We start from the raw sequence: 14,045 nt of genomic DNA, 5'->3' as shown, positions 1-14,045 counted from the left end.
TGGAGAGTGATGCGTATGAAATTATATCGGATGCCTTTAGGGGCATTTGCGACGAACTGCTACATCGTCATTGATGAAAGCAATCAGCATTGTTTGGTAGTTGACCCGGGGAGTGAAGGTAACCGCCTTGTTGAATTTTTAAAAGAAAAAGGCTTACAACCGGAAGCTGTTATCCTTACTCACGGTCACGGCGATCATATCGGCGGCGTACAGGCCGTAGTTGATGAATTCAAAGTGCCGATTTACATCAATAAGGGCGATGAAGAATATTTGACTAACGGCGAGCTTAATTTGAGCAGTACTTATGGTCAACCGGTGAAAGTAACCGGCGACGTTCGCCTCATCAAAGAAGCTGATGTAATCAGCTTGGGCGACCATACATTTACCGTTATTGAAACACCGGGGCATACACCGGGCGGCGTATGTTTCTACGGGGAAGGTCTGGTACTGGCCGGCGATACGCTTTTCCAAGAGTCTATCGGCCGTACGGACTTCCCACGCAGTAGCTATGAAGATTTGATTGACGCCGTGCGCACCAAATTATTCGCTTTGCCGGATGAAACGGTCGTATATCCGGGCCACGGGCCTGAAACGACAATCGGTCATGAAAAGATTTATAATCCGTTTGTTCGTTAGGCGGTGACCGAAAATGTTAAAAAAATCAACACAGTATTGGTTGCGCGTCGTGTTGATTGTGCTGGCCGTAATTTTTCTGTGGGCCATTATTCCTGTGCTCTGGCCGCTTATCGTGTCCTTAATCTGTACGCTGATTTTACTCCCCGTAGTAAACAATATTCAAGATTATATGCGACATCGGTTGGGCTTTACCTGGTTTCCGCGATGGCTGGCCATCATACCGGCATTTTTGTTGGTAGCTCTCATTTTATTATTGGTAATTCAGTTTATTATTTTACCGTTCATAGCTGAATTTACCCGTTTGCTGAATAACTTACCGGTATTAATGTCACAATTAATCTTGTTGTGGCAGGATATTACGTCCGGTGAATGGTTAAAATTACCGCCACAGATAGATGCCATCGTCATGACAACCTTGGCGCGAATCAGTTCCTATGGCGTGGAATTGGCTCAACGCGGTATATTTGCTATTTTTTCACTGGCTACGACCATGCTGGAATGCTTACTGGTACCGATTATGACCTTCTATTTATTGAAGGACGGACGGCAAATCAAAAGTAAAGTTATTTCGATTTTTCAATCGCCCTATAATCGATATTTAATGGATGTGGTGAATCAGATGCACCGCACCATGGGGCGTTATTTGCGCGGTCAGTTGTTGCTTGCCACCAATATGTTCTGCGTGACGCTTATTGTAGCTTATTTTTTTCAATTACCTTACCCTTTGGTATTGGCGCTTTTCGCGGCCATAGCGGAATGGATTCCGATTATCGGCCCGATTGTAGCGGCGATACCGGCTGTTATATTGGCCTCTTTGGTGGGGCCCGGCTTGGTAGTGAAAATTATCATTACCTATGCCATTATTCAGTTAATTGACGGTCAGATTGTAATGCCTAAAATTCTGGGGCATGTCATCAAGCTGCATCCGTTAGTTATATTAACCGTAATTTTTGTAGGCGGTTATTTCTATGGCATCATCGGTATGATGACGGCAGTGCCGCTCACAGCGATGTTACAAATCGTGCTTACAAAACTTTGGTATTTTAACTCGTTTTACAAGAAGGATGGAACTGTATGAACACGACATTAGAAAAATTGAAAGAACGTATTAAAGACAAAAAGTATAAGTTGACGACTCAGCGCCAGACAATTTTACAAGCGTTTATTGATGCGGAAGAAAAGCATTTATGCGCTGAAGATGTATATGTATTGGTAAAAGCGGTAGCGCCTGATATCGGTTTGGCTACAATTTACCGTACCCTCGATTTATTCACCGAACTTGATTTGTTAAAACGTTTGGACTTCGGCGACGGCCGTAATCGTTATGAACTCAATGATGAAGAATTCGCTCATTTCCATCATCATTTGATTTGTGTAAAATGCGGTTGTGTCAAAGAATTCGAAGATGATATGCTTGAAACTTTGGAATCCATTATTGCCAAAAAACTTAACTTTAAAACAATTGACCATCAGTTGAAAGTTTACGGCTACTGCGGCGACTGCCAGGAAAAAATGAAAGCGGAAGAAGCCGCGGCTCAAAAAGGTGAGTAATTTGCCCTATCGTTATACGGGGCCCTTGCCGCTCGGCAGTGTGGTAGCTCATTATTGTGGAGCTGCCGGGCTGACAACGACTAAGGAGGACCCGACTTGGCGTTTGGATGCGTCTGAAAACGATAAAGCATATACCTTGGCCGTTTGGCATGAAGAAACTCATGTTACCGATTTAACAGGGCCCTTATCCAATGAAGGGCGCCTTCAAATCGGTGGTCAATTATTGAAATTGATCAGAACGGCACAGGGGCGTTCGCCATTGGGTGAGTGGGGCACCTTGGTAGGCGTGAGACCTACCAAATTGTTTCACAAACTGTGGGATAATTCCGATAGTGCCGATCAGGCTGTTACGGCTTTGCGTGAGCGCTTTGAAGTGAGTCAGTCAAAAATTGATTTATTGCGTGATATTGCAACCTTGCAACGCCCTTATGTGGCACCGCATGAAACGGCGGACCGGGAAATCAGCATTTACGGCGGTATTCCGTTTTGTCAGACACATTGTACGTATTGCTCGTTTCCCTATGGTCTGATTCAGGATTACAAGCGTATTCCTGATTTCTTGAAGGCCTTTGTAAAAGATGCAACGCAGCTGAAGACGATTCTTGACGAATATGCCTTAACCGTATCTACGGTGTATATGGGCGGCGGTACGCCGACCAGTTTAAATGATGATGATTTTGCAACGGCTCTTGGAGCTTTGGCAGAATTGCATCGTGCAAACAGCGAATTTACCGTAGAAGCGGGTCGTCCCGATTCGGTAACACCGCATAAATTGGAGACTATGGCTCGCTTAGGCGTAAATCGCATCAGCATTAATCCTCAAAGTATGCACGACAATATTTTAAAAGCTGTCGGGCGCGGTCATACGGCTGAAGCGATTAAAGAATTGTACGGTTATGTGCGAAAGCATACGGACTTTGCGGTAAATATGGATTTTATTGCCGGTTTGCCGTATCAGACATTGGCTCATATGGATGAAAATCTGGATTATGTTTGTCAGGCACGGCCTGAAAATGTTACAATTCATACATTGGCATTGAAGCGGGGCAGTCCGCTTTATGACGGTACAGGTCGTGAGGCTATGCCGGAGGCGGCTGTTGTGGAAGCTATGGTGGCACGCAGTAAAGACCGTTTGGAAGCGGCCGGTTATGTGCCGTATTATGTGTATCGCCAGCAATATATGACGAGTCAGACCGAAAATATCGGCTATACTTTGCCGGGCCATATATGTGAATATAATATTCGGATTATGGAAGAACGACAGAGTATTTTGTCAGTTGGTCCGGGCAGCTCCTCCAAATGGATGCGAGGACCTGAATATCGGCAATTACAACAGCATATGCCTAAAGATGTATCCGTATATATTGATACGTTACCAACACTGCTTGAAAAACGCAGTCAACTAAGCAAACGATTTTGGGAGGGATAAAATATGGGAATTCAAAAGCCAAGAGGCACACAAGACTTATTGCCGAACGTCATCGGTAATTGGCGCTATGTGGAAGACAAAATTCGCCGTATTTGTGCAGCGTACGGATTTGATGAGATTCGCACACCGATGTTTGAAGAAACCGGTTTATTTTTGCGCGGTATCGGTGAAACAACCGACGTAGTACAAAAAGAAATGTACTCGTTCCCAACGGGCGACAAAAAAGAACAGACGTATACTTTGCGCCCTGAAAACACGGCATCCGCTGTACGTGCGTATTTAGAAAACAAAGTGTACGGCCAGGAAAGTTTGACAAAATGGTTCTACATCGGACCGATGTTCCGTCATGACAAACCACAGGCCGGTCGTTACCGTCAGTTCCACCAATTCGGGGTGGAAGTATTGGGCACTCAGGCCCCGGCAATCGATGCCGAAGTTATTTTGATGGTATTGCAATTATTTAACGACTTCGGCCTTCAGGATTTAAGCGTACAGGTTAACTCCGTAGGTTGTCCTAACTGCCGTCCGGCCTATCGTGAGAAATTAATTGCTTTCTTCGAACCGAAGAAAGATCAGCTCTGTCCGGATTGTCAGGAACGCTTGTACAAGAATCCGCTCCGTATTTTAGACTGCAAAGAAGAAACCTGCAAAGCGTTATCTGTAGGGGCTCCTGAAATTCACGAAAATCTTTGTCAGGAATGTTCCGATCACTTTGATCAATTGCAGAAATTCTTAACGGCAGCGAATGTAAATTACGTGGTAAATCCTCGTTTGGTACGCGGTTTGGATTACTATACGAAGACAGCCTTTGAAGTACAATATGCTCCGCTCGGTTCGCAAAGTGCGGTAGCCGGCGGCGGCCGTTATGACGGTCTCGTGGAAGAATTGGATGGTCCTCATACACCGGCAGTCGGTTTTGCCATGGGCATCGAACGACTCTTATTGGCCCTCGAAAAACAAGGTTTATTGCCGGAAACAACCGTTGATCCGTCTGTTTTTGTAGTTGCTTTAGGCGATGCGGCTCAAGTAGAAGGCTTTAAACTTGTAAATGACCTTCATAAGGCTTATATTAAAGCAGCTATGGACGGCGACGGTAAAAGTATGAAGAGTCAGCTGAAACATGCTAACAAAATTAACGCAAAATATGTTATTATATTGGGTGATGATGAATTAGCTCGCGGTGAAGCGATTATTCGCGACATGGAAAGTAGCGAGCAGGAAACCGTAGCCTTTACGGATGTATTGGCACGAGTAACTTCTCTAGTGAAAGGATGACAAGAATGGAAACAATGCAAGGATTGCATCGCACACACGGTTGCGGTACTATCAGCGAAGAACAAGTAGGTAAGGAGGTTGTCCTTTGCGGCTGGGTAGAACGCCGTCGTGACCATGGCGGATTGATTTTTATTGACCTTCGCGACCGCTCCGGCGTAGTTCAGGTTGTAGCATCCCCTGATCATAATTTAGAATCTTTCCATAAAGCGGAAGATGTACGTAGTGAATATGTGCTTTGTGTTCGCGGTAAAATTACGGAACGTGATGCCGAAGCTATCAACCCTAATTTGGCTACCGGTCGTTATGAAATGTATTGCGAAGAACTTCGCGTACTCAATGCGTCCAAAACGCCTCCGTTCTACATTCAAGATAATATCGATGTGGATGAAAACATCCGCTTAAAATATCGTTATTTGGATCTTCGCCGTCCTGAAATGCAACGCAACTTAATCCTTCGTCACCGTGTGACTAAGGCTATGCGTGACTTCTTGGATTCTCGCGATTTCCTCGAAATTGAAACACCTATGCTTACGAAGAGTACACCGGAAGGGGCTCGTGACTACTTAGTACCATCCCGTGTTAACCCGGGTTCCTTCTATGCATTGCCACAGTCTCCACAGATTTTTAAACAAATCTTGATGGTAGCCGGTTATGAAAAATACTTCCAAATCGTTCGTTGTTTCCGTGATGAAGACTTGCGTGCCGACCGTCAGCCTGAATTTACTCAGCTCGACTTGGAAATGAGCTTCATTGATCAGGAACAAATTTTGGAAATCTTGGAAGGTTTGATTAAACACGTATTTAAAACGACTATGGACATTGATGTTCAGATTCCTATGGCTCGTATTACTTGGGACGAAGCCATGGATAAATACGGTTCCGATAAACCGGACCTTCGTTTCGGTATGGAATTCACCGACGTAACAGATTTGGTTCGCACTACTGAATTTAAAGTATTCCGTTCCGTTATCGACAACGGCGGCATGGTTAAAGGTATTGTAGTACCGGGCGACGCAGGTATTCCTCGTCGTGAACTTGATGACCTCGTAAACTATGTTGGTCAATACGGCGCTAAAGGTCTTGCATGGGCATGCTTCAACGAAGACGGCACTATCAAATCCCAGATCATGAAATTCTTGGGTGAAGATACGATTCGTGCTATCGGTGAAAAAATGCAGGCAAAACCTGGCGATTTGGTACTCATGATTGCCGACAAACCGGCTGTAGTAGCCAAAGCTTTGGGCGAACTTCGTCTTGAAATGGGTCGTCGTATGAATCTTATCGACGAAAACAAATTGGCTTTCACCTGGGTAACCGATTTCCCAATGTTCGAATACGATGAAGAAGAAAAACGTTATGTAGCTATGCATCATCCGTTCACTTCACCGCGTGCCGAAGATATGGATAAATTGGAATCCGATCCTGCCTCCGTTAAAGCGATTGCCTATGATATGGTATTGAACGGCGTTGAAATCGGTGGCGGCAGTATCCGTATTTATCAATCCGATGTACAAGAAAAAGTATTCAAAGCTATCGGCCTCAGCGAAGAAGAAAGCCGCAGCAAATTCGGTTTCATGTTGGATGCATTCCAATTCGGTGCTCCTCCACACGGCGGTTGTGCCTTCGGTCTTGACCGTTTGGTAATGCTTATGGCTAAACGCCAATCCATCCGTGACGTAATTGCGTTCCCTAAGACGCAGAGTGCAGCTGACCTTATGAGCCAGGCTCCTTCGACTGTTGCGCCAAAACAGTTGCGTGAACTTCACATTAAAACCGATACGGAAAAAGAAAAGTTAGTGTAAAATCAAGTTTTTTGTTAAAAAAGTATGACTGTTAGTACTTTTTGGTCTACTTCTGCTTGATATATGCTAAATTTATATCAGTCGTTTGTTTCAAGACCTTGAAATAAACGGCTGATTTTGTTAATATAATAGTAAAGAATCCCCCTGCTGTGTGCGTGTGGTATCGTAGCTTTGAGCCAACACTATTACATCGGGAGCCTGGACTCTTGTATTGGCACTATGCCTGATGAAGGACAGTAAGATTACAAGGAGGGCACCCACCTGCTATCGCAGGATCAAAACACGGTACATATACGGCATGGTGGGGATCTTATAAGCCGCCTTAGGGCGGCTTATTTTTTATCTCGAATTAGAGAGTATTCAGACCTAATTTAGACAGAGTCATTCCTAAATTGAGTTATTGACAGTTCCTGATTTGGCGATAAATAATCTCGAATTTAGGACCGGATAATCCCGAATTTAAGCTCAATTTAGGGTATAATAAAGTTAGCATGTATATACTTCATGACCTGTGGCCAACGCGTATGAGCCAATGCGTCATTGTGATAGATTTAGGAGAGACAGTTATGGACAGTTTATTTGCCGAATATGAACCGAAACGGTTTGAACCGTTGGCGGTTCGTTTACGTCCTACTTCGTTGGATCATTTTTTCGGACAGGAAAAAGTCGTGGGGAAGAGCAGCTTTTTGCGAGCCATGATAGAGCGTGATACGATTCCGTCTTTACTCTTTTACGGGCCGTCGGGCACGGGTAAGACGACTTTGGCCGGTATCATTGCAGCCATGACACATAGTCAATTTGTAGTCTTGAATGCCACCAATGCGGGCATCGGTGAGTTACGGGCTATCATTGAAAAAGCACGTAAGACAATTCAAAATCTGCAACAGCGGACGATTCTATTCCTCGATGAAATTCATCGCTTTAATAAGAGTCAGCAGGACGTGCTCTTACCGGGTGTAGAAGACGGCACTATTATTTTGATTGGTGCTACGACGGAGAATCCGTTTTTTGAAGTGAATCGACCGCTCTTGTCGCGGCTTCGTCTGATTACTTTGGAAACCCTTACGCCGGATGCCATTGTTAAGGTATTGCAAAGAGCGCTTACGGATGAGGAGCAGGGACTTGGAAAGCAACATTTGAAAGCTGAAGAGTCCGTATTGCGAGAAGTGGGCATGTTTGTAAACGGCGATGCCCGTATGGCACTGAATATTTTGGAACAGGCAGCGGCCATGGTGGCTGACGGCGGTGAGTTGACCCTTGATATTCTCGAACGCGTGGTAGGTCGCCGTATTTATAGTTATGACAAAAAGGGCGATAATCATTACGATACGATTTCGGCCTTTATTAAAAGTATGCGCGGTTCCGATCCGCAGGCGGTGGTATATTATTTGGGTCGTATGATTGAAGCGGGGGAAGACCCTAATTTCATTGCACGGCGTATTGTCATTTGTGCGGCCGAAGATGTGGGCCTGGCCGATCCGCAAGCTTTGGTAGTGGCCAATGCAGCGGCACAAGCGACTCATTTGGTGGGCTTTCCGGAAGCACGTATCATTTTATCGGAAGCCGCTTTATATGTGGCGTTGGCACCAAAGAGTAACAGTGCGTATATGGCCATTGACGCGGCTATCCAGGATGTACGTCATTATGAGCATGGCGAAGTGCCGGCTCATTTACGGGACAGTCACTACAGCGGGGCCGCCAAATTGGGGCATGGTGTGAGTTATAAATATGCTCATGATTATCCCAATGGCTATGTGAAACAACAATATTTGCCTACGGCCTTAGTAGGGCGTACCTATTATGAAGGAATTGCACGCGGTAAAGAGAAAGAATTAATGGCGGATTGGAACGAACGTACAAGCGGTAAAACTTCTAAAAAGTAGTCAATCTGTGGTATAATAAAATGCTAATGAGTTTATTGTTTGACCGGATTGATAAGTGTAGAGGTGTGTAGATAGATTATGGCGGAACAAAAAGAACGAGCGAAGGCGGCGCCGCGTAAAACAACGACTAAACGCAAGACGACGACTTCGTCACGAACTGTAAAAAAAGATAAAACCGATAAGGCCCCTAAAATTCGTAAAGAAGTACGAGGCCTTTTTACCATGCTCTTTGCCTTGGTAGCATTATTGGGGATGTTTAATATTACTTCCGGCACGGTCGTAGACATTATTGCCGGTATTTTTAAATATGGTTTCGGTTTAGGTGGCTTGATTCCATGCCTCTATGTAGGCTATATAGGTTGGCGTATTCTGTACGCCGATAAAGGCTTTTCGATAACGCGACGAGGCTTTTTATTAACTTTGGTATATGTATTTGCAATTACCTTTGTAACCCTCGTTTCAGCCGGTAACGGTGAAGAGTTAATGACTACCAAAGTAGCGACGCAGGGGGGCGTAGTAGGGGGCTTAATTGCCACATTATTACGCAGCTTGCTCGGCAATGTGGGAGCTATTATTTTCACGGTGGTTGTTGTTTTGGGATTGATTTTATTAATCTATCAAATCTCATTGCGTACCGGTTTGCATAAGGCGAAGGCTAAAACCGACATCGGTTTGGAAAAAGCTCGCGTTATTACGGAAGAAACCGTGCAGCATGCGAAAGAACGTTATGCTGATTGGAAAGAAGAACAGGCTGAAAAACGGCGCATTTATAATCAAGAAAAAGATACTCGGTTTTCAAAAAGTGCGGCTGCCGAAACGATTTCGCAGGCGGCTCAAGTATCAGCTGAAGCGAGAGCGGAAGCGGCTCGTATTGCTGAAGAAGAGCGTATGAAAGCACAGAATCAAGCTGAAGCTTCTCATAGTGCTGCAACACCTGACGAATCGTCATCGCTGGGCCTTACGAAAGCTCAGGCTGCTCAGATAGACGCGGCTCAAGCGGAGGCTGCCGAATTCTATGCCGGTACTACGGCGAATGAAACCGATACGGCTGCGGCCAGTCATTATACGGAACCTCAAACTGATGAATTTGATGATGAGGATGAATTGGAAGTACCGCCGTTTTTACGCGGTCGTGGAGCGGGTACAACACCGATTACCACCATTACATCCGGTGCTGTCAGCACGACTGTAGCGGCCGATACGGCTATGCCTGTGGCGGATACAGCCGGCTTGGCTGACGATACAGCGGCTGAAGAGATTTCCAATGTAGCTGAAGATACAGTGGTCGATGCCGATACGGGTGATGTTAACAGCACTGAACCGGCACAGGAAGCCGTTCCGGTTGCGGCCAGCACGATGGCTACATCTAATATGCAATCCGTGCCGACCATAAAAGGGACGGAAGAAGATACGGCGGCTGTAGCGGTTACCGTGGACGGCAAACCTAAACCGCGTCGCATTGAATTACCGTATCGATTCCCACCGTTGACTATGCTGGCCAAAGGTCAGACAAATCCGGTGACGAGTCAGGAAGTTACGCACAATGTAACGGTATTGGAAGAGACCTTAAAAAGCTTTGGTGTATCGGCTCATGTAGTGAATGCTACGCAGGGGCCGACGGTTACCCGCTATGAATTGGAACCGGCACCGGGTACAAAAGTAAGTAAAATTTTAAACTTGTCCGATGACCTCAAAATGGCCTTGGCTGCCATCGATATTCGTATTGAAGCACCGATTCCGGGTAAGTCGGCCGTAGGTATCGAAGTACCGAATAAACATACTTCGGCCGTTCATTTGCGCGATGTATTGGAAACGGAGAAATTCCGTAAAGCCAGCGGCGGTATTCCGGTAGGTCTCGGTAAAGATATTGCCGGTGAAGCGGTCATTACGGACCTTGCCAAGATGCCTCATTTACTCGTGGCCGGTTCGACCGGTTCCGGTAAATCCGTATGTGTGAATACGCTTATTTCCAGTATTTTGTTCAGCCGTAAACCGAATGAAGTACAGTTAATTTTAGTGGACCCGAAAATGGTGGAATTATCCATTTATAACGGCATTCCGCACTTAAAGGTACCGGTTGTAACGGATATGAAAAAGGCGGCAGCCGTATTGCGTTGGGCCGTTCGTGAAATGGAAGCTCGTTATCTTACCATGGCCACTTCCGGCGTGCGCAACATCAGCGGTTATAATGAACAGCATCCGGAATCGGCTATGCCTCTTATTTTGATCATTATCGACGAATTGGCCGACCTTATGTTGGTAGCACCTGATGTGGAAGAATCAATTAACCGCTTGGCGGCTAAAGCTCGTGCTGCCGGGATTCATATGGTTCTGGCTACTCAGCGTCCGTCCGTCAATGTTATTACCGGTACGATTAAAGCCAATGTACCAAGCCGAATTTCCTTTGCGGTGGCTACGCAGATTGACTCTCGAACCATCCTTGACATGGCGGGGGCTGAAAAGCTCTTGGGCAAAGGGGATATGCTCTTTAATCCGATTGGAGCCAGCAAGCCGATTCGTATTCAAGGTGCGTTTATTTCCGATGAAGAAGTGGAAGAATTGGTGGCCTTTGTTAAACAACAGGGGCGTCCCGATTACGATGAATCCATAACCGAAGAAGCAGAACAAAGTGCTGAGGAAGAATCCTCGGCGCCCGCAGAAGAACGAGATGAACTCTTGGAACGTGCCGTAGAACGCGTTATGAGTGAAGGTCAAGCATCGACTTCGATGTTGCAACGCCGTTTCAGAATCGGTTATTCAAGAGCGGCCCGCTTGGTGGATACGATGGAAGAGATGAAGATCATCGGACCGGCTAACGGCAGTAAACCGCGTGATATTTTGATGACACCGGAAGAAGCGAAGGCTCGTTACTTCTCGTAATAAACAGAGCCTGAAGTTATTAATATAAAAATTCAGCAAATATAAAATATAGCAAGTAGATTGTGTTAGAAATTAAAGGAGGCCGAACTTGTCAACGATAGGCGAAGAATTGCGACGCGAACGTACCCGACGAGGGCTGACTATTAAAGATATTGAACAGGTATTACATATTCGCTCCGCATATTTGGAGGCAATTGAAGAGGATAATTATAAAATTATTCCCGGCGATGTGTATGTGAAAGGCTTTATTGGCAACTATGCCGATTTAATGGGGCTCGAACGGCATCGTATGATTGACCGGTATAAAAGTTTAATCGGCGAGCCTTTGGGTGTACCTTTGCGTCGTGTAAAACCGCGCAAACTCGTTCATCATGAAGATGTAGAACGAGAAGTAGACATTGTAGTACCGCATTCCAAACGATTGAGTTATACGTCAAGGCAACAACGCCGTCAGAAGACGTTGGCACAGGAACGTTTGGCAGTGTCTATTATCAGTATTTGTATAGTAGTATTCCTGGGTTGGTTATTCTTTATATAAGTCAAGTGAAGTTAAACAAGTATGTAGTATGAATCAAGGAGATATGTGTAGTGAGCGACTTTTTAATTACGGAACGGGCAGAGATGGAGGCACGCGGTTGGGCTGAACTCGATTTTGTGCTGATTACCGGTGATGCCTATGTGGATCACCCTTCTTTTGCCGGTAGTGTGATTGGCCGATTGTTGGAGCACCACGGTTATCGGGTGGGGCTCATTGCACAGCCCGACTGGCAAGATGTGGAAGCTTTCAAAATACTGGGCAAACCACGCTTGGCTTCGTTGGTAACGGCCGGTAATTTAGACTCTATGCTTAACAAATTTACGGCGGCGAAGAAGTTCCGTCACAATGATGATTATTCTCCGGGCGGTGAAAGCGGTCACAGACCTGATCGTGCTACATTAGTGTATGCCAATCGCATGCGTGAGGCTTTTCGTGATGTACCCGTTATTATCGGGGGCATTGAAGCCAGTTTACGTCGTTTTGCCCATTATGATTATTGGTCCAATACGGTGCGCCGTTCTTTGTTGGTTGACAGCAAAGCGGATGCTTTAATTTACGGTATGGGTGAAAAACAGATTTTAGAACTGGCCAAAGCTTTGGATGAAAATCGTTTTGTTGAAAAATTGCCTTCGATTAAGGGCGTTTGTTACATGTCTAAAACATTGCCGGAAGGTAAAGTTGTGGAATGTTCGTCTTATGAAATAGTGAAAGAAGACAAGCGTCAATTTGCGGAAGCATTTCGTTTGCAATATTATGAACAAGATCCGTTCATCGGTAAAACGGTGGCACAATTGCACGGCGACCGCTACGTGATTCAGAACAGTCCGGCGTTACCTTTGACCCAGGCTGAAATGGATGAGGTGTACAGCTTGCCGTTTTCACGGCATTGGCATCCTCGCTATGATGCCAAGGGCGGCGTTCCGGCATTGAGTGAAGTACAATTCAGCTTGGTCAGTCATCGCGGCTGTTTCGGCAGTTGTTCGTTCTGTGCTATTACGAGTCACCAAGGGCGAATTATTCAAAACCGCAGCCATGAATCGCTTATAGCTGAAGCGGAACGAATGATAGCAATGCCTGATTTTAAAGGCTATATTCATGACGTAGGCGGGCCGACGGCCAACTTCCGTCATACGGCCTGTCAGAAGCAGGGAACTAAAGGTGCTTGTCCGGGCAAGAATTGTGCGGCCCCACATGCCTGTGAAAACCTTGATACCAGCCATGATGATTATTTGGCTATATTGCGTAAGTTACGTAAACTTAATGGCGTTAAAAAAGTTTTTGTGCGCTCCGGTTTAAGATATGATTATGTGCTGGAAGATAATAATCGTGAGTTCGTTAAGGAATTATGCGAACATCACGTAAGCGGTCAACTTAAAGTGGCGCCGGAACATGTTTCGGAAGCTGTTACGGAAATCATGGGGAAAGCGGATAAAAACGTATTCCTTAAATTTAAAGATTGGTTTGAAACGGCGAATCGCCAATTGGGTAAAAAGCAGTTTTTGGTACCGTATTTTATGAGCTCACATCCCGGTTGTACCTTGGCTGACGCCGTTGAGCTGGCGGAATTTTTGCGTGATCAGAAGATGACTCCGGAACAGGTACAGGACTTTATACCGACACCGGGCAGTTTATCTACGGCCATGTATTATACCGGTATTAACCCGCTTACGGGTGAAACCGTTTATGTGGCTAAAAAGGGTCGTGACAAAGCGATGCAACGAGCCCTTATGCAATATAGGAACCCTGATAATTATGATTTGGTTCGCGAAGCTCTGGTTAAGGCTGGGCGTACCGATTTAATCGGATTCGGACCTTTATGTTTGATTCCGCCGCGTCCGATCGGGCGAAATAAGGTCGGTAATCAGCATTCGAAACAAGGTGTTAATCGGCGCTCAAAATCACAATCGAAGCAGCAATCAACCAATAAGACTTCGGGACGGCAATCAAGTGGTCGTCAGCAGACGGCAAAGATGAACGACCGTGGCAAAATCAGTATAAGTAAACAGTCAAAACGAGGCGGTTTGGCTGGCAATAGACGACCTTAGTGTGTC

10 protein-coding genes and 1 other RNA gene are annotated in these 14,045 nt (G+C 45.6%); all 11 read left to right on the top strand.

What is annotated here, in order from left to right:
* Window positions 1-15: 15 nt before the first annotated feature.
* The 11 genes from EO126_RS02910 (at window position 16) to EO126_RS02860 (ending at window position 14,039) form a co-directional block, all read left to right on the top strand.
* A complete protein-coding gene (locus EO126_RS02910) occupies window positions 16-636 on the top strand; it encodes an MBL fold metallo-hydrolase (protein ID WP_127007480.1) in 621 nt (206 codons plus the stop codon).
* Window positions 637-649: 13 nt separating this feature from the next.
* Complete coding sequence (locus EO126_RS02905) at window positions 650-1,714, top strand: AI-2E family transporter (protein ID WP_006555117.1); 1,065 nt, start codon at window positions 650-652, stop codon at window positions 1,712-1,714.
* Window positions 1,711-2,187: a Fur family transcriptional regulator gene (locus tag EO126_RS02900; protein WP_006555116.1), complete on the top strand. Its 477-nt coding sequence runs from the start codon at window positions 1,711-1,713 to the stop codon at window positions 2,185-2,187. Before EO126_RS02905 ends, EO126_RS02900 begins: the two co-directional genes overlap by 4 nt.
* Entirely contained in the window at window positions 2,180-3,616 is a 1,437-nt protein-coding gene (gene hemZ / locus EO126_RS02895) for a coproporphyrinogen dehydrogenase HemZ (RefSeq protein ID WP_127007478.1), read from the top strand. Before EO126_RS02900 ends, hemZ begins: the two co-directional genes overlap by 8 nt.
* A 3-nt stretch (window positions 3,617-3,619) precedes the next feature.
* Window positions 3,620-4,891: a histidine--tRNA ligase gene (gene hisS / locus EO126_RS02890; RefSeq protein WP_127007476.1), complete on the top strand. Its 1,272-nt coding sequence runs from the start codon at window positions 3,620-3,622 to the stop codon at window positions 4,889-4,891.
* 5 nt (window positions 4,892-4,896) lie between these two features.
* Entirely contained in the window at window positions 4,897-6,693 is a 1,797-nt protein-coding gene (gene aspS, locus EO126_RS02885; RefSeq protein ID WP_127007474.1) for an aspartate--tRNA ligase, read from the top strand.
* A gap of 138 nt (window positions 6,694-6,831) precedes the next feature.
* Window positions 6,832-7,005: non-coding RNA, 6S RNA (gene ssrS / locus EO126_RS02880), on the top strand.
* 254 nt (window positions 7,006-7,259) lie between these two features.
* The gene (locus tag EO126_RS02875) at window positions 7,260-8,576 is read left to right on the top strand and encodes a replication-associated recombination protein A (protein WP_127007472.1); all 1,317 of its coding nucleotides are present in this window, start codon (window positions 7,260-7,262) and stop codon (window positions 8,574-8,576) included.
* Window positions 8,577-8,654: 78 nt separating this feature from the next.
* Complete coding sequence (locus EO126_RS02870; RefSeq protein ID WP_127007470.1) at window positions 8,655-11,456, top strand: FtsK/SpoIIIE family DNA translocase; 2,802 nt, start codon at window positions 8,655-8,657, stop codon at window positions 11,454-11,456.
* Window positions 11,457-11,544: 88 nt separating this feature from the next.
* On the top strand, window positions 11,545-11,994 hold the full coding sequence (locus EO126_RS02865) for a helix-turn-helix domain-containing protein (RefSeq protein WP_006555110.1): 450 nt from the start codon (window positions 11,545-11,547) through the stop codon (window positions 11,992-11,994).
* A 50-nt stretch (window positions 11,995-12,044) separates the two neighbouring features.
* Window positions 12,045-14,039: a YgiQ family radical SAM protein gene (locus EO126_RS02860; protein ID WP_127007468.1), complete on the top strand. Its 1,995-nt coding sequence runs from the start codon at window positions 12,045-12,047 to the stop codon at window positions 14,037-14,039.
* Window positions 14,040-14,045: the final 6 nt, after the last annotated feature.

The sequence above is a fragment of the Veillonella seminalis genome, from assembly GCF_003992065.1.
Classification (GTDB): Bacteria; Bacillota; Negativicutes; order Veillonellales; family Veillonellaceae; genus Veillonella_A; species Veillonella_A seminalis.
This window is presented reverse-complemented; position numbering and strand designations above follow the sequence as displayed.